The organism is Mesorhizobium sp. M2E.F.Ca.ET.219.01.1.1, assembly GCF_004016445.2.
Taxonomy (GTDB): Bacteria; Pseudomonadota; Alphaproteobacteria; order Rhizobiales; family Rhizobiaceae; genus Mesorhizobium.
In genome coordinates, this window is sequence record NZ_SADT02000002.1 from 725,977 (window position 1) to 745,442 (window position 19,466).

19 protein-coding genes are annotated in these 19,466 nt (G+C 64.1%); 9 read left to right on the plus strand and 10 right to left on the minus strand.

Annotation, left to right across the window (positions count from 1 at the left end; genetic code table 11):
• Nucleotides 1-12: 12 nt before the first annotated feature.
• The 10 genes from purF to rpsF all read right to left on the minus strand — a co-directional run bounded on the left by purF (nucleotide 13) and on the right by rpsF (nucleotide 10,368).
• Entirely contained in the window at nucleotides 13-1,494 is a 1,482-nt protein-coding gene (gene purF / locus EN862_RS13870) for an amidophosphoribosyltransferase (RefSeq protein ID WP_127864898.1), read from the minus strand.
• A gap of 114 nt (nucleotides 1,495-1,608) precedes the next feature.
• Entirely contained in the window at nucleotides 1,609-2,295 is a 687-nt protein-coding gene (locus tag EN862_RS13875; RefSeq protein ID WP_127864899.1) for a CvpA family protein, read from the minus strand.
• A 42-nt stretch (nucleotides 2,296-2,337) separates the two neighbouring features.
• Nucleotides 2,338-3,741, minus strand: a complete 1,404-nt coding sequence (gene radA / locus EN862_RS13880; protein WP_127864900.1) for a DNA repair protein RadA — start codon at nucleotides 3,739-3,741, stop codon at nucleotides 2,338-2,340.
• A gap of 251 nt (nucleotides 3,742-3,992) precedes the next feature.
• Nucleotides 3,993-5,483: a replicative DNA helicase gene (locus tag EN862_RS13890; RefSeq protein WP_127864901.1), complete on the minus strand. Its 1,491-nt coding sequence runs from the start codon at nucleotides 5,481-5,483 to the stop codon at nucleotides 3,993-3,995.
• Nucleotides 5,484-5,682: 199 nt separating this feature from the next.
• Entirely contained in the window at nucleotides 5,683-6,648 is a 966-nt protein-coding gene (locus tag EN862_RS13895) for a small ribosomal subunit Rsm22 family protein (protein WP_127864902.1), read from the minus strand.
• Nucleotides 6,649-6,651: 3 nt separating this feature from the next.
• Entirely contained in the window at nucleotides 6,652-6,975 is a 324-nt protein-coding gene (locus EN862_RS13900; protein ID WP_127864903.1) for a YnfA family protein, read from the minus strand.
• A gap of 321 nt (nucleotides 6,976-7,296) precedes the next feature.
• Nucleotides 7,297-8,592, minus strand: a complete 1,296-nt coding sequence (locus EN862_RS13905) for a cyclopropane-fatty-acyl-phospholipid synthase family protein (protein ID WP_127864904.1) — start codon at nucleotides 8,590-8,592, stop codon at nucleotides 7,297-7,299.
• 230 nt (nucleotides 8,593-8,822) lie between these two features.
• On the minus strand, nucleotides 8,823-9,407 hold the full coding sequence (rplI, locus tag EN862_RS13910) for a 50S ribosomal protein L9 (RefSeq protein ID WP_127864905.1): 585 nt from the start codon (nucleotides 9,405-9,407) through the stop codon (nucleotides 8,823-8,825).
• A 218-nt stretch (nucleotides 9,408-9,625) separates the two neighbouring features.
• Nucleotides 9,626-9,874: a 30S ribosomal protein S18 gene (rpsR, locus tag EN862_RS13915; RefSeq protein WP_006203718.1), complete on the minus strand. Its 249-nt coding sequence runs from the start codon at nucleotides 9,872-9,874 to the stop codon at nucleotides 9,626-9,628.
• Entirely contained in the window at nucleotides 9,874-10,368 is a 495-nt protein-coding gene (gene rpsF / locus EN862_RS13920) for a 30S ribosomal protein S6 (protein WP_127864906.1), read from the minus strand. Before rpsF ends, rpsR begins: the two co-directional genes overlap by 1 nt.
• Before the next feature lie 773 nt (nucleotides 10,369-11,141).
• Between rpsF and EN862_RS13925 the strand changes: the two genes are divergently transcribed.
• The 9 genes from EN862_RS13925 to speD all read left to right on the plus strand — a co-directional run bounded on the left by EN862_RS13925 (nucleotide 11,142) and on the right by speD (nucleotide 19,455).
• Nucleotides 11,142-12,149: an SPFH domain-containing protein gene (locus EN862_RS13925; protein WP_127864907.1), complete on the plus strand. Its 1,008-nt coding sequence runs from the start codon at nucleotides 11,142-11,144 to the stop codon at nucleotides 12,147-12,149.
• 79 nt (nucleotides 12,150-12,228) lie between these two features.
• Nucleotides 12,229-12,906: a DUF4178 domain-containing protein gene (locus tag EN862_RS13930; RefSeq protein WP_127864908.1), complete on the plus strand. Its 678-nt coding sequence runs from the start codon at nucleotides 12,229-12,231 to the stop codon at nucleotides 12,904-12,906.
• A complete protein-coding gene (locus EN862_RS13935; RefSeq protein WP_189401784.1) occupies nucleotides 12,906-14,207 on the plus strand; it encodes a DUF4178 domain-containing protein in 1,302 nt (433 codons plus the stop codon). The genes EN862_RS13930 and EN862_RS13935 overlap by 1 nt, the downstream gene beginning before the upstream one ends.
• A 15-nt stretch (nucleotides 14,208-14,222) precedes the next feature.
• Nucleotides 14,223-14,360, plus strand: a complete 138-nt coding sequence (locus EN862_RS36120) for a hypothetical protein (RefSeq protein ID WP_189401787.1) — start codon at nucleotides 14,223-14,225, stop codon at nucleotides 14,358-14,360.
• Nucleotides 14,361-14,369: 9 nt separating this feature from the next.
• Nucleotides 14,370-14,597: a DUF350 domain-containing protein gene (locus EN862_RS13940; RefSeq protein ID WP_189401790.1), complete on the plus strand. Its 228-nt coding sequence runs from the start codon at nucleotides 14,370-14,372 to the stop codon at nucleotides 14,595-14,597.
• Nucleotides 14,598-14,634: 37 nt separating this feature from the next.
• The gene (locus EN862_RS13945) at nucleotides 14,635-16,146 is read left to right on the plus strand and encodes a polyamine aminopropyltransferase (RefSeq protein WP_127864910.1); all 1,512 of its coding nucleotides are present in this window, start codon (nucleotides 14,635-14,637) and stop codon (nucleotides 16,144-16,146) included.
• Nucleotides 16,147-16,301: 155 nt separating this feature from the next.
• Nucleotides 16,302-17,936, plus strand: a complete 1,635-nt coding sequence (locus EN862_RS13950) for an FAD-dependent oxidoreductase (protein ID WP_127864911.1) — start codon at nucleotides 16,302-16,304, stop codon at nucleotides 17,934-17,936.
• Entirely contained in the window at nucleotides 17,936-19,060 is a 1,125-nt protein-coding gene (locus EN862_RS13955; RefSeq protein ID WP_127864912.1) for a hypothetical protein, read from the plus strand. Before EN862_RS13950 ends, EN862_RS13955 begins: the two co-directional genes overlap by 1 nt.
• Nucleotides 19,060-19,455, plus strand: a complete 396-nt coding sequence (speD, locus tag EN862_RS13960) for an adenosylmethionine decarboxylase (protein WP_210235663.1) — start codon at nucleotides 19,060-19,062, stop codon at nucleotides 19,453-19,455. Before EN862_RS13955 ends, speD begins: the two co-directional genes overlap by 1 nt.
• Nucleotides 19,456-19,466 lie beyond the last annotated feature (11 nt).

Consider the following 19,466-nt stretch of genomic DNA (forward strand, 5'->3'; position numbering starts at 1 on the left):
TCCGTAGAGTGCTTACGACCCGCTCGACGCCAGCAGCGACAGCGTGCGCACATTGTCGTGGCCTTCGAAGTCGAGCAGGCGGGTGGGGTACTGTCCCGTGAAGCAGGCGTCGCAGAATTGCGGCTGGTCGTTGTCCCGGCGCGCCTCGCCGACGGCGCGGTAGAGCCCGTCGATCGACAGGAAACCAAGCGAATCGACGCGGATGAACTCCGCCATCTCCTCGACCGACATGCGCGATGCGAGCAGCTTCGACTTCTCGGGCGTATCGACGCCGTAGAAGCAGGATGCGCTGGTCGGCGGCGAGGCGATGCGCATATGCACTTCCTTCGCGCCGGCGTCGCGCACCATCTGCACGATCTTCTGGCTGGTGGTGCCGCGCACGATCGAATCGTCGACCAGCACCACGCGCTTGCCCTCGATCATGCGGCGGTTGGCGTTGTGCTTCAGCTTCACGCCCATGTGGCGGATCGAATCGCCGGGCTGGATGAAGGTGCGTCCGACATAATGGTTGCGGATGATGCCGAGCTCGAAGGGGATGCCGGCGGCTTGTGAGAAGCCGATCGCGGCCGGCGTGCCGGAATCCGGCACCGGCACGACAATGTCGGCCTCGACCGGGTTTTCCTGTGCCAGCTCCGCGCCGATGCGCTTGCGCACCTCGTAGACGTTGCGGCCCTCGACCGATGAATCCGGGCGCGCGAAATAGACATATTCGAAGATGCAGAAGCGCGTCTTCTGCGGCTCGAACGGGAAGATGCTTTCGATCCCCTTGGAGGTGATGACCACCATCTCGCCGGGCTTGATATCGCGCACGAAGCGGGCGCCGATGATGTCGAGCGCGCAGGTCTCCGAAGCGAGGATCCAGGCGCCGTCGAGGTCGCCCAGCACCAGAGGCCGGATTCCAAGCGGGTCGCGGCAGCCGATCATCTTCTTGGCCGTCATCGCCACCAGTGAGAAGGCGCCCTCCACCTGGCGCACCGCGTCGATGAAGCGCGAATTCAGATCGCGCTCCTTGCTGGTCGCGACCAGATGCAGCAGCGTCTCGGTGTCTGACGTCGAGGAGAAGATCGAGCCCTGTTTCTGCAGCGCGCGCTGCACGGTGAGCGCGTTGGTGAGGTTGCCGTTGTGGGCGACGGCAAGACCGCCCTCTGCAAGCTCGGCGAAGAAAGGCTGGATGTTGCGCAGGCCGGCGCCGCCGGTCGTGGCGTAGCGCGTATGGCCGATGGCGCGATTGCCCTGCAGGCTGTCGATGACGCGCTGCTTGGTGAAGGTATCGCCGATCAGGCCGACATGGCGTTCGACATGGAACTGGGTGCCGTCATAGGAGACGATGCCGGCCGCTTCCTGGCCGCGATGCTGCAAGGCGTGCAGGCCGAGTGTCACGATCGCCGCCGCGTCCTGCCGGCCGAAGATGCCGAACACGCCGCATTCGTCGTGGAAATGATCGTCAGCCTCGGCGGAAAGGACATTGCCTGCATCTGCCGTTGAGTCTGCCATCTGGTGCTCAAGCTCCGCTAAAGCCGCCATATAGGGCGATCTCTCGCGGAACGCAACGCACCTCGTCAAGCATTCACAAATTGCCTCAGGCCAGCGCTGTGGCCGGCCTGGATTTCAGTTTGCCGGCGCTGGAGCGGGAGCCGGAGCAGGAGCAGGAGCAGGTGTCGGAGCCGGCTCGTTGTCGGCAGGCGCCTCGCCCTCGCTGTCGTCGGGCGCCGGCGCGTTGTCGTCGCCGGCCGGCGGCTCGGCCGCGGGCTGGTCGGTGGTGGCCGGCGCGCCGGCCTGCGGCGTGCCCTTATGCGTGTATTTATTGACCAGTTCCTCGGTGTTTTCCGGCAGCACGCTTTCGAGCTTGGCGCCGATCGTCTCGAGCAACGGCCGCGACTTGGCGTTGGCGATCCAGGCGGGCGCCTTGGCGCCGGCCAGCCAGTTGAAGAACAGAAGCGCCACCGCGACCACCAGGATGCCGCGCGCCGCGCCATAGAGGAAGCCGAGCGTGCGGTCGAGCGCGCCGATGCGCGAATCGATGATCCAGTCGGCAAGCTTCATCGTGATGACGGAGACGACGATCAGCGCGATCAGGAAGACGATGCCGGCGGAAGCCGCCATCGCGATCTTGTCGTTGTCGATATAGGGCTGCACATAGGGCAGGACCGGCTTGTAGAAGAAGAACGCCGCCGCCGCCGCCGCCGCCCAGGAGACGACCGACAGCACTTCGCGGGAGAAGCCGCGCACCATGGCGAGCATGGCTGAGACCAGGGTGAAGCCGACGAGGATTCCGTCAAGCAGCGTAATCGGCATGGTTCTCGCCCCACTTCCTGTCTTGCGGCTTGATGAGCCGCATCACTCCTCGACGTCGGCACGGCCGCGCCGTGAGCCGGCTATGCGCGCCACAAGGTCGGCAAGCTCGGTGGGCTGGAACGCGCCGGCCCCGATCCCCCCGGCAACTTCCTCGCTGCCGAGCGGCAGCACCGCGCTTCCAAAGCCCAGCTTTTCGGCTTCCTTGAGGCGCTGCTGCGCATGCGCAACCGGCCTGACGGCGCCCGATAGGCTGATTTCGCCGAAATAGACGCAATCGGCGGGAAGGGCAAGACCGGTGAGCGACGAAACCAGCGCGGCGGCGACCGCCAGATCGGCCGCCGGCTCCGAGATCCGGTAGCCGCCGGCGACATTGAGATAGACGTCGTGCTGGCCGAAGCGCACGCCGCAATGCGCCTCGAGCACCGCGAGCACCATCGACAGCCGCGCGCCGTCCCAGCCGACCACGGCGCGGCGCGGCGTGCCGAGCGAGGAGGGCGCGACCAGCGCCTGGATCTCGACCAGCACCGGCCGCGTGCCTTCCATGCCCGCGAAAACCGCCGCGCCCGGCGATTTCGCGTGCCGTTCGCCGAGGAAAAGCTCGGACGGATTGGAGACCTCGCGCAGGCCCTTGTCCGACATTTCGAACACCCCGATCTCGTCGGTCGGCCCGAAGCGGTTCTTCACAGTGCGCAGAATGCGGAAGTGGTGGTTGCCTTCGCCCTCGAAATAGAGCACGCCGTCGACCATGTGCTCGACGACGCGCGGGCCGGCGATCTGGCCCTCCTTGGTGACATGGCCGACAAGCACGATCGCCGCACCAGTGGATTTCGCGTAGCGGATCATCGCCTGAGCGGCCGCCCGCACCTGCGTGACCGTGCCCGGCGCCGAATCGGCAAGGTCGGTCCACAGCGTCTGGATGGAATCGAGAATGACGAGGTCCGGCCGCTTGCCGTCGGCGATGGTCGCCAGAATGTCCTCGACATTGGTTTCGGCGGCAAGCTCGACCGGCGTCGAGGCGACGCCGAGCCGCTGGGCGCGCAGCCTGATCTGCGCGACGGCCTCCTCGCCCGAGACATAGACGATGCGGTGGCCCTTCGAGGCGAGCGCGGCGGCGGCTTGCGTCAAAAGCGTCGACTTGCCAATGCCGGGATCGCCGCCGACCAGCAGCGCCGAACCGCGCACGAAGCCGCCGCCGGTGGCGCGGTCGAGCTCGCCGATGCCGGAGACGATGCGCGGCGCGTCCTCGATGTCGCCGGCGAGACTGGTCAGCACCACGGCGCGACCTTTTCGCGCGTTGCGCGTGTTGGCCGGCCCCGAGCCGATGCCGCCAGCGGTGCCTTCCTCGACCAGCGTGTTCCACTCGCCGCAGGCGTCGCATTTGCCGGCCCAGCGCTGATGCACCGAGCCGCAATTCTGGCAGATGAACTGAACGCGGGGTTTGGCCACGCTGCTACCTTCTCGCCAGTTGGCGAGCGCCGCGTTCCTTCGCGCCCCCCTCTGTCCTGCCGGACATCTCCCCCACTTGGGGGGAGATCGGACCGCACGACGGCTTTCGCCAATTTTCAACGTTGCAGAAAAAAGTGGCGGCGGTGGCGACGGCCAATCTCCCCCCTTGTGGGGGAGATGTCCGGCAGGACAGAGGGGGGCGCCGTAGAGCGCCAACGCTCGTCACTTTTGCTGTGGTCCCCAGCACGCGCCTACTCAAACCTCTCCGGCAGATGATGCTCTTCCGCCAGATCGGAAAACCGCGTGAATTCGCCGTGGAAGGCGAGGCTGACGGTGCCGGTCGGTCCGTGGCGCTGCTTGGCGACGATGCACTCGGCCTTGCCGCGCGCCTCGTTCATCTCGTTTTCCCACTTGACGTATTCCTCGGTGCCGAGCTTCGGCTCGCGGTTCTTGAGGTAGTACTCCTCGCGATAGACGAACAGCACCACGTCGGCGTCCTGCTCGATGGAGCCGGATTCGCGAAGGTCCGAGAGCTGCGGGCGCTTGTCGTCGCGGCTTTCGACCTGACGCGACAGCTGCGACAGCGCGATGATCGGCACGCCGAGCTCCTTGGCTAAAGCTTTCAGGCCCGTGGTGATCTCGGTGATTTCCTGCACGCGGTTCTGCGAGGCGCGCGCGCTCGATCCCTGCATCAGCTGGATATAGTCGATGACGATGAGGTCGAGGCCGCGCTGGCGCTTCAGGCGCCGCGCGCGGGCGGAAAGCTGCGCGATCGAGATACCGCCGGTCTGGTCGATGAACAGCGGGATCTTCTGCATCGTCTGCGAGCAGGCGACGAGTTTTTCGAAATCCATCTCGGTGATCTCGCCGCGGCGGATCTTCGATGACGAGATCTCGGTCTGCTCGGAGATGATGCGGGTGGCGAGCTGCTCCGACGACATTTCCAGCGAGAAGAAGCCGACGACGCCGCCATTGGCGGCCTTGAAGGTGCCGTCGGCCTGCTGCGCCGGGACATAGGCCTCGGCGATGTTGAAGGCGATGTTGGTGGCCAAGGAGGTCTTGCCCATGCCCGGGCGTCCGGCGAGCACGATCAGGTCGGAAGGCTGCAGGCCGCCCATGCGGCGGTCGAGGTCGCGCAGGCCGGTCGAGATGCCGGACAGGTGGCCGTCGCGCATATAGGCGGCATTGGCCATGTCGACGGCGGTCTTGACTGCATCGTTGAAGCTTTCGAAGCCGCCGTCATAGCGGCCGGTTTCGGCGAGCTCGAACAGCCGCCGCTCGGCGTCCTCGATCTGGTCGGAGGGCGACATGTCGACCGGCGCGTCATAGGCGATGTTGACCATGTCCTCGCCGACGGTGATCAGCGCCCGGCGCGTCGCGAGGTCGTAGATGGCGCGGCCATAGTCGGTGGCGTTGACGACGGTGACCGCTTCCACCGCCAGCCGCACGACATATTGCGCCACCGTCATGTCGCCGACCTTCTCGTCGGCCGGCAGGAAGGTCTTGAGCGTGATCGGCGTCGCGATCTTACCCATGCGGATCAGCTCGGACGCCACCTCGAAGATGCGGCGGTGCAGCGGCTCGTAGAAATGGCCGGGCTTGAGGAAATCCGAGACCCGGTAGAAGGCGTCGTTGTTGACGAGGATGGCGCCGAGCAGCGCCTGCTCGGCCTCGATATTGTTCGGTGCCTCGCGATAGAGCGGCGTTTCCGCCGCGCCGAATTTCAGTGCCGCCTCTGCCATGATATCCCCGATTTCGATCCCGCTATCCTCGATACCAGAACGGGAAGATTCGATGCTGACCTTTCTGCAACAGTACGATTCTGACTGACTTTGATACTCGCGATTCACAGCCAAAATTTTCTGGTGGAAAGAATCGTCATTGACTCGAATCGAAGAGGCGAAAGATAGCTCTTCAAACGAGAACAAAACAAGAAAATTCCTATAGCAGCGAATCGCCCCAGTCCGCCCGCCGCGCCGCCTTGAAGACATCGCCGTCGCGCTTGCTGAAGAGTTGCTCTCCCGCGCCGGCATCGGGCCGGCATAGTTTCAGCACCACCTTGCCCGAGCCGCCTTTCGGCGGCGCGATCACACGTGCCGGGCGCGCGGGCGCCGGTAGCCGGGAGGCGGCGAGATAGATGAATTTCTCGTCCTCCCAGGGCACGTCCGCTTCCTTGACCAGCCGATGCAGGCGCGAGCGGGCGACGCGGCGCGAAAAATGGCACCAGTCGGGCGGCGCGAGCGGGCAGGGCGCCTCATGTGAACAGGGCGCAAGGACATGGGCGCCGGCTCCGATCAGTTGCTGCCGCGCGGCAACCATGCGCTGCCAGCCGGCGGGCGTGCCAGGCTCGACGATGAGCAGCGTGTCGCCGGTCAGTTGCCAGAGCCGGCCGACGAGCTTTGGCAGCGAGGCCGGCGCGACCTCATCGAGCACATAGGCGATGCTGACGAGATCGGCGGGCGTCAGGTTATCGAGATCGATGGTGGCGTCGCCGGCGACCCAGTCGGTGCGGGCGCCGATTGTGCCGGCTGCGAGCGACTGCCCGACCTTGCGTACCGCAGCACTTGCCTCGACCAGAACCGCCTGTTCCAGCTCCGGCCAGGCGTCTGCGGTGGCCCAAAGCATCGTGCCAGGCCCGGCGCCGATGTCGAGCAGGGTCCTCGGCTGGAAATCCGGTCGCGCATCGGCCAGCGCATCGAGGCTGGCGCGCACGGCGGCATAGGTGGCTGGCAGCCGCGTCGCCAGATAGGCCTTGACGGCCATGTCCTCGCCCATGTGCAAGCGACCGTCGCGCAGCTCGGCGCGGTAGCGCTCGGAAAGGGTCCTTGCAGCCTGCTTCAGCACCGGCAGCGGCACCTTCTCCAGCAGGCTGTCGACGCCTTGGCGCAAGGGAGCGGGGAGTTCCATCCCTCAAGCCCCGCGCGGCGCCAGCAGGATGACGGACGCTCCGACGATACAGAGCGCTGCCCCCGCCAGGTCCCAGCGGTCGGGACGCACGCCTTCGACCAGCCACAGCCAGCCAAGCGAAGCCGCAATGTAGATGCCGCCATAGGCCGCGTAGGCGCGGCCCGCCGCGTCCGTGTCGACCAGCGACAGCAGGAAGGCGAACAGTGCCAGCGAGACAAGGCCGGGGAGAAGCCAGAGCGCCGACTTGTCCAGCCGCCACCACGCCCAGAACGAGAAGCAGCCGCCGATCTCGGCAAGGGCTGCGGCGACGTAGATGAGATAGGTCATGACAGGATCGAACTTGTCACAGGCCATCATCCGAATGGCAAGTCATGATCGGCTTGCTGGCTTGAAGGAAATTTCGAAGGGCGGCGCTGCCCCTCATCCGCCTGCCGGCACCTTCTCCCCGTGAACAGGGAGAAGTGAGCTGGCCGCTTGGCTGGCGCCTATTCTGCAACGCCTGTGATTGGCGAAATCATCAATGACCGCGTCCCTTCTCCCCGTTCACGGGGAGAAGATGGCGGCAGCCAGATGAGGGGCAGCGCCGACCTGTGAAACTGGCCTCGCTGTAGAGGCAGCAATACATTCCAACGCCGATGTCTAAGGTACCTACTCCACCGCCTTGCGCCTGCGCGTCGGCTTGGTCGGCTGGGCGGCGGGCGCTTCCGGCTCCGGATGGTCGTGGTCGCGCAGCTCCAGCGCTTTCTCGCACTTGGCGATGTAGTCGCGGGTCACCGGCAGCGTGTCGTTCTTCTTGGCGATCTGGAACTGGAAGATCACCAGGTCTTGCCAGCGGAAGGCGGCTTCCGAGGCGGCGAGATAGAACTCCCACATCCTGCAGAAGCGCTCGTCATAGATGGCCTTCGCCTTGTCGCGGTTGGCGGCAAAGCGTGCGCCCCAGTGCTTGAGCGTATCGGCATAGTGCAGCCGCAGGATTTCGATGTCCGTCACCACGAGGCCCGACTTCTCGATCGCGGGCATCACCTCCGACATCGCCGGGATGTAGCCGCCCGGGAAGATGTATTTGCGGACGAAGGCGCTGGTCGCCCACGGCACGCCGGAACGGCCGATCGTGTGGAGCAGCATCACGCCGTCCGGCTTGAGCAGAGTCGCGGTCTTGTCGAAGAAGGTTCGGTAATGGTTGACGCCGACATGCTCGAACATGCCGACCGAGACGATGCGGTCGAAGCGCTCGTTGATGTGGCGATAGTCCTTGAGCTCGAAATGCACGCGGTCCTGGAGGCCTTGCGCATGCGCGCGGTCGGTGGCGACGCCATGCTGTTCGGTGGAGAGCGTGACGCCCTGCACGTCGACGTCGAAGGCCTTGGCGAGATAGAGGCCGAGCCCGCCCCAGCCGGAGCCGATGTCGAGCACGGTTTGGCCGGCCTTGAGCCTGAGCTTCGCGGCGATGTGGCGCTTCTTGGCCAGCTGCGCCTCGTCCAGCGTCATGTCGGGCTGCTCGAAATAGGCGCAGGAATACTGCATGTCCTCGTCGAGGAAGAGCTTGTAGAGCTCGCCCGACAGGTCATAGTGGCGCTGCACGTTGCGGCGCGAGCGCGCGGCGGTGTTGATCTGCTGCAGCCGGCGGAAGGCATGGCGCAGACCCTCGATCGCCTTCGACCAGGACACGTCGATGCCGCTCGAGCCCATGTTCTGGAACGCGATGCGCATCAGCCCCAGCACGCCGCCCTCGATCACGTCCAGTTCGCCGTCCATATAGGCTTCCGGAACCGCCAGCATCGGATCGAAGCTGATGGCGCGCTCGGCATGCATGGTCTTGATGTGGATATGCACCGGTTCGCCGCTGCCGTCGCCGAATTTGTGCGTCGTGCCCTTCGGTCCGGTCACCTTGAGGTCGCCGGCCCGCACCAGGCGCTCGAGAACGTGTTTCAACAGGATGTTCATGACCAAATGTCCCCTCAGTCGGATCACCCGGTAATTAGACTGGAATGCCAGAGCGAAGATGCCACAGGGCATCGCCCGCGTCCAATCGACGCGCTACGCTGTAATGTGCACAAGATATGGGGTGTCGAAAAGTTCCTTTTGGCACAAAAAAGCCCGGGTCGGAGACCCGGGCGTTGGTCCAGAAATACTGGACGTCTGCGAGCCGAAGCGATGCTTCGGAAAGGCAGTGATCAGGCGTTCTCTTCGCCGCCCTCGAACTCGGCATTCGGGTCGAAGAAATTCTCCGGCCGGGCGTTGTCGTTGATGTCCTCGCCATAGATGGCTTCGGCGGTGGTCAGCGTCTCGCCCTTGGCCTGGCGCTCCGCCTCGTCGGCCGAACGGGCGACGTTGAGCGTCACGGTGACCTCGACTTCCGGGTGCAGCGCGATCGCCACATTGGACAGGCCGATGGTCTTGATCGGCTGGTTGAGCTCGATCTGGTTGCGGCTGACGGTGAAGCCTTCGGCGGTCAGCAGATCGGCGATGTCGCGGGTCGACACCGAGCCGTAGAGCTGGCCGGTCTCGCCGGCCGAGCGCACGACGATGAAGCTCTTGCCGTCGAGCGTCTCGGCGATCTTGGAGGCTTCAGACTTGCGCTCCAGGTTGCGGGCTTCGAGCTGGGCGCGCTGGCCCTCGAACTTCTTCTTGTTGGCTTCGTTGGCGCGCAGCGCCTTGCCCTGCGGCAAAAGGAAATTGCGGGCGAACCCGTCCTTGACCTTCACGGTCTCGCCCATCTGGCCGAGGCGGGAAATGCGCTCGAGGAGGATGACTTCCATGGTTTCGTTCCTTCGTTTGGGCGTCGATCGTTCGATCGGCGCTGAATGAATTGGAACAGGTCAGGAAGCTTTGGCGCGGCGTCGCCGCTCTTGTCGCTGTCCTGCCTGTCTGGGCAGTTAGAGGCAATTGGCCCCAACTCGGGATTTTGATCGAGACCCAGCGGCGCCCGTCGCCGTGGGTGAAAGAAGCGGGCGGCGAGCCGCCCGCTTCGGAAATCTTAGCGAACCACGTAAGGCAGCAGGCCGAGGAAGCGAGCGCGCTTGATCGCCTTGGCGAGCTCGCGCTGCTTCTTCTGGCTGACGGCGGTGATGCGCGAGGGCACGATCTTGCCGCGCTCGGAAATGTAGCGCTGCAGCAAACGCACGTCCTTGTAGTCGATCTTGGGCGCGTTGGCGCCGGAGAACGGGCAGGTCTTGCGGCGGCGATGGAACGGACGCCGGGTCGGGATCTGGTTGATGTCGACCATTATTCTGCACCCCCTTCAAAGCCTTCGCGCGGACGGCGCGGGCCACGGTCGCCGCCTTCGCGGTCGCCGAACGAACGCGGACCACGGTCGCCGCGGTCGCGGTCGCCGAAGGAACGCGGAGCACGATCGCCACGCTCGCGGTCGCCGAAGCCGCCGCGCTCGGAGCGCTCTTCGCGCTTCTGCATCATCGCCGAAGCGCCTTCCTCATGCGCCTCGACCTTGATGGTCAGGAAGCGCAGCACGTCTTCGGACAGGCCCATCTGGCGCTCCATCTCGTTGAGCGCGGCCGGCGGGCAGGTGATGTCCATCAGCGTGTAGTAAGCCTTCCGGTTCTTCTTGACCCGGTAGGTGAGGGACTTCAGTCCCCAGTTCTCGATCCGGCCGACCGAGCCGCCATTCGCGGTGATGACGCCCTTGTACTGTTCGACAAGCGCGTCAACCTGCTGCTGCGACAGGTCCTGCCGGGCAAGAAACACATGTTCGTAAAGAGCCATTATGTCTTTCTGCCTTTCTTCGTTTCTCTGTCCGGCCCTCGCGGCTAAGCCTCTGCAACTTGTCTGACCCGGCCGCCAGGGCGCGGGGAAGAAAGGAGCATCACGAGACGGTCGAGAGCGGAGACACGGGAGGCTCAAAGCGCTTCTGGCTTCGTGTCGCGGTCCTTATGACCACGGCCCTCCGTTCAGCCCCCAGCAAGGACCGGCAGATTGGGCGCGTCTATACAGCAATTTCGCGGGAAGGCAAGGCCGGCAGCTAGGATTGTCGTAAGCACATGAGTTGCTCGGGTTAGTTAGCACACGAGTTGTCCGGTCCTATCGCCAGCGAATGGAGGCTGGGACGGACAGCATGGCTACAGGACTGGAGAATGCAGAAGTTTCGGGATAGGCCGCTGGAATAGTGGCGATCTTTCGAGGATGGAGGAGGCCGGCACACTGCAGTGACTATTACGCCGTCGAGGACCCAGCCAAGCTGCCCAACGTCTTCCAGACCATCGCCAACAAATTCTCCAGGTTGCAGCTCACCAATTGAATGGGGGCTGAGCGCCGCCTTTAAGCCATGGCGTGCTTGCCTCCGGGGCGGCCGCATAACTGAGCAGACATGGGCCGAATCTACCTCGCAAAGTGGTTGTGTCCGATCGTATCGACCGGTTACTAAAGGGCCAATTGCCGCGGCGCCTCGAGGTCTTCGCTTAATCTTCCTCATTTGCCAGCCGTGCTGGATCGGATAGGCTGTCTCCGGGTTTAGACAGGTCGAAATGGAGCGAACGGGCATGGGCATTCTGGACTTCATTTCCAAGCAATTTATCGACGTCATCCAGTGGACTGCCGATGAGCCGGGTGTTTTGGCCTTCCGTTTCCCCATGTCGGGCATGGAAATCCAGAACGGCGGGCAACTCGTGGTGCGCGAGACGCAGAAGGCGGCCTTCTTCAACGAAGGGAGAATCGCTGACATCTTCGGGCCGGGCACCTACACGCTCAATACCCAGACGCTGCCGGTACTGACCTATCTGAGGAACTGGGACAAGTTCTTCCAGTCTCCCTTTAAGTCGGACGTGTATTTCTTCGACACCAAGGACCAGGTCGACCGCAAATGGGGCACAACCCAGCCCCTGACCATTCGCGATAAGGAATATGGGCCGATCCGCATCCGCGCCTTCGGCAACTATTCCTATGCTATCGGCGATATCGAAGCGTTCTGGTCGCGCCTGGTAGGCACGGCCGAGCGCTCCACCTCCGAAATGATCGAAGGGCAGTTACGCGGCATCATCCTCACGGCCATCGCCACCACGCTCGGCCAAAGCAGAGTCGGCTTTATCGACATGGCTGCCAATCAGGAGGCCTTCTCAAAGCAACTGGCCGAGGCGATCGGCCCGGCACTCCAGGCTTACGGTATCGAGGTCAAGAGCTTCTACGTGCAGAGCCTGTCGCTGCCCGAGGAACTCCAACGCGTCCTCGACAAGGTAAGCTCGATGAACATGCTGGGCGACCTCAATCGCTACGCCCAGTTCCAGACCGCCGAATCGATCCCGATCGCCGCCGAGAATCCGGGCGGCCTGGCGGGGGCGGGGGCCGGTCTTGGAGCCGGCATGGCGATCGGCCAGGCCATGGCGCAAGGTCTCGGCAATCCCGCCGCTCCGGCATCGCAGGCGGCGCCGGCCCAGCCGGCCGAGGATCCCATACAGCTTCTCGAAAAGCTCGGCGGTCTGCTCGCCAAGGGAATTCTGACGCAGCAGGAATTCGACGCCAAGAAGGCCGAACTGCTGTCTCGGATCAAGTGAGCCAGCGGACAGGTCCGGTTTCGAAATCCTTGTCGTCGCCGGTGGATCCGGCGCAGCCAACCGCCAACTCAGGGTTTTCATGCGCAAGTTCGACTGCCCGTCCTGCGGTGCGGAGCTGATCTTCCGGTCAGCTCAATCAGTCTATGCCGTCTGCGCCTATTGCCAATCCATGGTGGTGCGCACTGATGTTGACGTGAGGTCGATCGGCGTGATGGCGGCGCTGCCGGACGACATGAGCCCGCTGCAGCTCGGCAGCGGCGGCTATTTCGAGGACCAGCCCTTCACCCTCATCGGACGGCTGAAAATCGGCTGGCGCGACGGGCTGTGGAACGAATGGCACCTGCTGATGGCGGATGGCCGGCGCGGCTGGATCGGCGAGGCGCAAGGATCCTTCTCCATCAGCTTCGAACTGGAAGGCGCCTTGCCCCGGGACGTTACCCAGACCTTCGAATATTGTCTGCCGCTGTTGATGGGCGGCGAGGGTGCCGACGAAGTACGGCCGGGCTTCACGGTGGAACTTGGTGGCACCACGCTGCGCGCGGTCGACATCAAGCTGGCGACCTGCCTGGGCTCGGAAGGCGAACTGCCCTTCACGGCGCCCAAAGGCCGGCGGACGGTTGCCGTCGACTGCATCGGCAAGGAAGGTGAGTTCGCCACGCTCGATCATGACGGACGCGAGGGCCGCGCCTATGTCGGCCGCTATGTGGAATGGGACGACTTCCGCTTCACCAATCTGCGACCGTTGGAGGGATGGTGATGGACGGCGAGCCTTCGACCGTCCCGTCCTCGGAGCCGGTGCCGCCACCGCGTGCGCCTGGCAGGCCGCGCACCTTTGCCTGCCCGAATTGCGGCGGGCCGGTCACGCTGCGTGCGGTCGGCCAGTCGATCACCGCCACCTGCAGCCAGTGCTCGTCGCTGATCGACGTGGCCGACGAGAACCTGAGCATCATCCAGACGGCGCGGTCGGCGATGCAGGGTGCCGAGATCCCGATCGGCGCGCGGGCCCGGCTCAAGGATGTCGACTGGGAAGTCGTCGGCTATATGCGGCGTTGCGACGGCCCCGGCGACTTTCAGTGGACCGAGTACCTGCTGTTCAACCCTTACCATGGCTACTGCTTCCTGGCCGAAGAATACGGCCATTGGACCTTGGTCAAGATGCTCAATCGCGATGTGCCGGGGGCTGGCGATCAAGGCTGGATCGACGCGAATGGCCGCAGCTACCAGTTCTTCGGCAAGGGTTTTGCGCGCACCACCTATGTCGCCGGCGAATTCTTCTGGCGCGCATCGACCTCGGACGTCACCGCCGTAACCGACTATATCGCGCCGCCCTACCGGCTGATGGTTGAGCGCAACGACGAGGAGATCATCGTCTCGGAGGGAGAATATATCGATGCGAGCATCGTCGCCGCAGCTTTCAATGTGCCCCTGCCCACGCCTTCGTCCGCCGGCGTAAGTCAGGTCAACCCGCACAAGCCGGCACTCACGATCATTGTCTTGGCGGTGATCGCAGCCACGATGCTGCAATTCACCTCGCTGGCGATCTCGGCAAATGCGCTCATCGATCGCCAAACTTACAATTTGACCCCCGCCGACAAAGGCAAGACCCTTTCATCCGCGTCCTTCCGACTGGAAAGAGAGGGCAATGTCGAGATCGACACCTATTCGAGCCTCAATAATGATTGGCTCGAACTCGACATGGCGCTCGTCAACATCGAGACCAACCAGAGCTATTCGGTATTCCGGGCACTCGAACATTACAGTGGAACTGATTCCGACGGCGCCTGGGAGGAGGGGGGCAATAGCGACACGGTGCTGCTGCCGCCGGTGCCGCCCGGCACCTACAAACTGCTGATAGATCCCGATGCGGGGCTGTTCTCCAAGCCGCCATCGCTGTCTGCGTCGACGCAGCCCGTCACCATCGCCATTCGATACGACGTGCCGATTTGGTCGAACTACCTCATTGCCATGGCGCTGTTGCTGATCGTGCCGGCCATCAGCATGATCAGGCGAATAACGTTCGAGAAATCGCGGTGGGAAAAGGGAGGCGTTGCCGAGTGATGCGAGGGGAAAGACATGAGTAAGCTGCAGATGATCTATGCCGCGCTGATCGTGCTCGGCATGTCGGCGGCCAACTTCAACGGCTATGCCATCACCGCCATGTTCAACGGGAAGCAGACCGCCAACCGTGGCGTCAACGAGTACCACAAATAGGGGACTTCAATGGATGCAACCGGTCTGATCGATTTGAAACTCGTCGTCGCCTCTCTGGTCTATTCGGGCTTGGGCCTCGTCGTCTTCGTCGTCGCCTTCATGGTGCTTGATCTGCTGACCCCGAAAGTGCAGGTGTGGAAAGAAATCTGCGAAAAGCAGAACATGGCGCTGGCGATCTTCCTGGGGGCCGTGGCGATTGGTATCGCCCTCATCATCGCCTCGGCCATTCACGGCTGACAGGCGATCCTCCGGCAAGTTGGCGTAAGGCGCTTTCGTGGAAATCCTGCTCCTCTTCTCGGCCTTCGTCATTGCGACCTGCGGGCTGGTCTACGAATTGATCGCCGGCACGCTGGCGAGCTACCTGCTCGGCGATTCGGTCACGCAGTTCTCCACCATTATCGGCGCCTATCTGTTTGCCATGGGGGTAGGGTCGTGGCTCTCGCGCTACATCGAACGCAACCTGCTCGCTTATTTCGTCCGCATCGAGCTGATGGTCGGAGCGATTGGCGGTTCGTCGGCCGCGGCACTCTTCATCCTGTTCGACCAGGTCGCCTCCTTTCGCCTCTGGCTCTATTTCCTGGTCGGCGTGATCGGCATCCTAGTCGGTGTCGAAATTCCCCTGCTGCTACGCATCCTGGAGGGCCGGCTTGCCTTCAAGGACCTGGTCTCCAAGGTCTTCACCTTCGACTATATCGGCGCGCTCTTCGCCTCCCTGCTTTTCCCGCTGGTGCTGGTACCGCATCTCGGCCTGATCCGCTCTGCCTTCCTGTTCGGCATCCTGAACACCATGGTGGCGATCTGGATGCTCTATGCCCTCAGGGCCGAGGTGATACCTCGGCGGGGCGCGCACAAGGTTGCTGGCTTCACCGTGCTTGCGTTGCTGGCGGCCGGCTTCATCTGGTCGGAACGCATCCAGTCGATCTCGGAGGCTGCCATTTATCCGGGCACGGTGATCTTCGCTGAGTCGACGCCCTACCAACGCATCGTGGTCACGCGTCAGCAGCGCGATATCCGCCTCTTCCTCAATTCGAACCTGCAATTCTCGTCGCTGGACGAATACCGCTACCACGAAGCGCTGGTGCATCCGGTGATGAGCGCGCTGAAGGTGCCACGCAAGGTGCTGATCATCGGCGGCGGCGACGGCTTGGCGCTCCGGGAAGTCTTGAAGTATCCGGCTGTCGAGGCAGTGACGATGGTCGATCTCGACCCCGCCATGACGCGCCTGTTTTCGAGCAATGAGTTGATGAGGGCTCTCAATGGCGGCGCGCTGTCCTCGCCCAAGTTGACACTGATCAACGCCGACGCCTTTCTCTGGCTCCGGGAACGGAAGCCCGCCGATCAGCGCTTCGACGCAGTGATCATCGACTTGCCGGACCCGTCCAATTTCTCGATCGGCAAGCTGTATTCGCTCACCTTCTATCGCCAGCTGAAATCGGCGCTGAACGATGACGGCATCGTGGTCATCCAGAGCACCTCGCCGCTGGTTGCGCGCAAATCCTTCTGGTGCGTCGACAATACGCTGGCGGCAGCCGGTTACCAGACCGCCGCCTATCATCTGTTCGTGCCGTCCTTCGGCGAGTGGGGGTTCATCATCGGCTCGCTCTCGCCCTACCGGGTACCGGACCATTTGCCCGAGGGGCTGCGCTTCCTCGACCTGCCGACCATGAACGCGATGTTCCGGTTTCCGCCCGACATGGCGCATGTCGCCACCGCCATCCAGCGCCTCGATGACCAGCCGCTGGTGCGCTATTTCGACGAGGAGTGGGGTGATTATCTCATTTATTGAGACCCGGATCGGCGGTCCGAAGACCTGCAAGGAGCGCCGCCTTTGAAGACGACGCACCCGAGCATGTCGACCACGCGGTCGGCGCCGCGAGCGATGGCGAATGCGTCGCTGCTGACACGCCTGTCTCTGCGTCGGCGCGCCGGGGCAGCCTCGCCATGAGCCGGATCACCCGCAAGCAGTTCCTGGCGCTTGGAGCCGCGTCGCTCGGCCTTGCCGGTTCCGGACTGGCGAGAAGGGCGCTGTCCGGCGCCGGGGAGGGCGGTGCCATACCGGGCGAGCTCGTCGGCGCCTCCTCATCCATCGGTCACAGGCTTCGCGGCGGCGCCTTCGCCGCGCCAGGCGAGCTTCGCCGGACCGATGTCGTGATCGTCGGTGGCGGCATAGCGGGCTTGGCCGCCGGCTACCGCCTCGCCAAGGCCGGCTACGACGATTTCCTGCTGCTCGATCTCGAAGCTGCCCCCGGCGGCAATGCCGCCAGCGGCCGCAACGAGGACTGCGCCTTTCCCTGGGGTGCCCATTACGTGCCGCTGCTCACCCAGGAAGCCAAGGCGGTGCGGGCACTGTTCGAAGATTTCGGCATCATCACCGGTCAAGACCCGACCGGCGCGCCGATCTATGACGAATACGCCCTCTGCGCCGCGCCTTCCGAGCGCCTCTACCGCTACGGGCGCTGGCAGGACGGCCTGGTGCCGTCGATAGGCATCACAGCTGAGGAGGACGCGGAGACCGGACGCTTCTTCGCCGCGATGCGCGACTTCCGCCGCCGCGTCGGCAGCGACGGCCGGCGCGCCTTCGCCATTCCGCTCGACCTGAGTTCGCAGGACGCCGACCTGATGGCGCTCGATGCCATCGCCATGACGGACTGGATGGAGCGCGAAGGCTATCGCTCGCCAGGGCTCGCCTGGTATGTCGACTATTGCTGCCGCGACGACTATGGCACGCGCTCGAAGGATGTCTCGGCCTGGGCCGGCATCCACTACTTCGCTTCCCGCAATGGCAGGGCAGCCGATGCCGACGAGCAGGGCCTGGTCACTTGGCCGGAAGGCAATGGCTATCTCGCCCAGCGCCTTGCGAAGGTCCTGGGCTCACGCGTGCAGCCGCGGGCGCTGGCCTTTGCCGTCGAAAGGCTTGGAGCTGGCGTGGCGGTCGGCGTGTGGGATGCGGCCGCGGACAAGACCTTCCGCGTCGAGGCGAAGGCCGTGGTGCTGGCGACGCCGCATTTCGTCACCGCGCGGCTGACGAAGGATGCAAGTCTTGGCGCAGGTTTTTCCTATGTGCCTTGGGCTGTGGCCAACATCACGCTCGATAGCATGCCGGGCGGCGCGGGGGCCGGCCTGAGCTGGGACAATGTCGTCTTCGACAGCCCGCTGCTCGGTTATGTCGTGGCAACCCACCAGATCACCCAGATGCGCCCGACGAAGACAGTGTTGACATATTACTGGCCGCTCAGTCACCTGCCGCCGGAGGAGGCGCGCCGGGAAGCTTTCGCGCGACCGCTGCAGGCTTGGCAGGGCATCTTCCTCAAGGAGCTTCTGGCGGTCCATCCCGAACTCGAAGGCCATGTCCGGCGGGTCGACGTCTGGGTTTGGGGGCATGCGATGATACGGCCCGCACCGGGCTTCATCTGGGGCGCGCAGCGGCGCGCGGGTCTTGTCCAGACGCCGCCTGTCTTCACTGCGCATTCAGACATGAGCGGCATCTCCATCTTCGAGGAGGCCTATACCCATGGGGTTAGGGCGGCCGAAAACGTCATGGCCTATCTGGCCCATCCCTTCGAGACGGTGCTGTGATGGCCCATTCCTTTCTCAAGGGGCAACCATGGATATTCTCCGCTCGTTTTGACCTTGGCTTCATCCTGGCGCCAGCGCTGGTGGTGACGCTGGCAGCCGTGGCCTGGTCCCTGTCCGGGCGCGCGCCGAGCGAGACGTCGCCCTTCGTCTGGCTGGTGCTTGTGGTCGGCGTCGACGTGGCTCACGTATATTCGACTCTGTTCCGCACTTATCTCGACCGCGCCGAGCTGAGCGCGCGGCCCTGGCTCTATGGCTTGACACCTCTGATCGCCTGGCTAGGAGGCTGCCTGCTTTACTGGTGCGGAAGCATGGTGTTCTGGCGCGTGCTCGCCTACGCTGCCGTGTTCCACTTCGTGCGCCAGCAATACGGGTTCATGATGATCTATGCCCGCGGGGAGCGCGGCCTGCCGCCGCTCTTTCGCCGGATCGACAAGACCGCGATCTACGGCGCCACGCTTTATCCGCTGATTTACTGGCATTGCCATCAGCGGCAGTTTTCCTGGTTCATCGATGGCGATTTCATCCGCCTCGACCTGCCGCTACTTGCTACCCTCGCGGGCTTCGCCTACGGCGCCATCCTGGCCGCTTACGTCGTCAAGGAGACCGCGTTGCTGCGCCGCGGCGTCGGCTTCAACCTGCCGCGCAATTTGCTGCTCGTCGGCACCGCGGCGTCCTGGTTCATCGGCATCGTGCTGTTTGACAACGACCTCGTTTTCACGGGCACCAACATCATCGCGCACGGCATTCCCTATATCGCTTTGATTTGGGGCTATGGCCGCAACCAGGCGCGGCTGCAAGGCGGCCGCAGTTCCCTGCTGGCGCCATGGATCGCCAGGCTGTTCATCTGGCGCGCGGCGCCTCTCTACATGGCCGCTCTCTTCGGCCTCGCCTATCTGGAGGAGGGGCTCTGGGATGGGTTCGTCTGGCGCGAGCATGGCGGCCTCTTCGGCATCTTCAGCGGCCTGCCGTCGCTCGGTTCTTCCGACGCGCTGATCTGGCTGGCGCCGCTGCTCGCCGTGCCCCAGGCCACCCATTACATCCTCGATGCAGTGATCTGGCGCATGCAGGCCAGGAACACCAACTGGAAGCAGGTGCTGTTTGCTCACGAAACGGGGCGGCCCTGATGGATACTCGCCTGATGGACACTCCATTGACCGTTGAGCCTCAGGCCGTGCAAGCGCAACCCTTCGCCCCCGGCCTGCATCTTCTCGTCGATTTCTGGCAATGCCGCGGTCTGCGGGATGCCGAGGGGATCGAGCGCGCATTGCGCGAAGCGGCGGCAGCCTGCGGTGCAACGGTGCTGGGCGTCATGTTGCACAATTTCGGCGAGGGCGCCGGCATCACCGGCGTCGTCGTGCTCGCCGAATCCCATATCAGCATCCACACTTGGCCCGAAACCGGCTACGCGGCCATCGACCTGTTCATGTGTGGCCACTGCGACCCTCGAGGAGCGTTGCCCGTGCTGGCGGCCTGGTTCTCGCCGGGCAGCACCAGGGTGACCGAGCATCGGCGGGGATGAGGCCGCGGACC

Excerpts from the sequence above, each read along its gene's own strand:
- EN862_RS13935 (WP_189401784.1), top strand. The coding sequence starts at position 12,906 with ATGGACGGCGAGCCTTCGACCGTCCCGTCCTCGGAGCCGGTGCCGCCA.
- EN862_RS13875 (WP_127864899.1), bottom strand. The coding sequence starts at position 2,295 with ATGCCGATTACGCTGCTTGACGGAATCCTCGTCGGCTTCACCCTGGTC.
- EN862_RS13905 (WP_127864904.1), bottom strand. The coding sequence starts at position 8,592 with ATGAACATCCTGTTGAAACACGTTCTCGAGCGCCTGGTGCGGGCCGGC.
- purF (WP_127864898.1), bottom strand. The coding sequence starts at position 1,494 with ATGGCAGACTCAACGGCAGATGCAGGCAATGTCCTTTCCGCCGAGGCT.
- EN862_RS13890 (WP_127864901.1), bottom strand. The coding sequence starts at position 5,483 with ATGGCAGAGGCGGCACTGAAATTCGGCGCGGCGGAAACGCCGCTCTAT.
- EN862_RS13900 (WP_127864903.1), bottom strand. The coding sequence starts at position 6,975 with ATGACCTATCTCATCTACGTCGCCGCAGCCCTTGCCGAGATCGGCGGC.
- EN862_RS13955 (WP_127864912.1), top strand. The coding sequence starts at position 17,936 with ATGGCCCATTCCTTTCTCAAGGGGCAACCATGGATATTCTCCGCTCGT.
- EN862_RS13940 (WP_189401790.1), top strand. The coding sequence starts at position 14,370 with ATGGATGCAACCGGTCTGATCGATTTGAAACTCGTCGTCGCCTCTCTG.
- EN862_RS13895 (WP_127864902.1), bottom strand. The coding sequence starts at position 6,648 with ATGGAACTCCCCGCTCCCTTGCGCCAAGGCGTCGACAGCCTGCTGGAG.
- speD (WP_210235663.1), top strand. The coding sequence starts at position 19,060 with ATGGATACTCGCCTGATGGACACTCCATTGACCGTTGAGCCTCAGGCC.
- rpsF (WP_127864906.1), bottom strand. The coding sequence starts at position 10,368 with ATGGCTCTTTACGAACATGTGTTTCTTGCCCGGCAGGACCTGTCGCAG.
- EN862_RS13950 (WP_127864911.1), top strand. The coding sequence starts at position 16,302 with ATGAGCCGGATCACCCGCAAGCAGTTCCTGGCGCTTGGAGCCGCGTCG.
- EN862_RS13930 (WP_127864908.1), top strand. The coding sequence starts at position 12,229 with ATGCGCAAGTTCGACTGCCCGTCCTGCGGTGCGGAGCTGATCTTCCGG.
- EN862_RS13925 (WP_127864907.1), top strand. The coding sequence starts at position 11,142 with ATGGGCATTCTGGACTTCATTTCCAAGCAATTTATCGACGTCATCCAG.
- EN862_RS36120 (WP_189401787.1), top strand. The coding sequence starts at position 14,223 with ATGAGTAAGCTGCAGATGATCTATGCCGCGCTGATCGTGCTCGGCATG.
- rpsR (WP_006203718.1), bottom strand. The coding sequence starts at position 9,874 with ATGGTCGACATCAACCAGATCCCGACCCGGCGTCCGTTCCATCGCCGC.
- rplI (WP_127864905.1), bottom strand. The coding sequence starts at position 9,407 with ATGGAAGTCATCCTCCTCGAGCGCATTTCCCGCCTCGGCCAGATGGGC.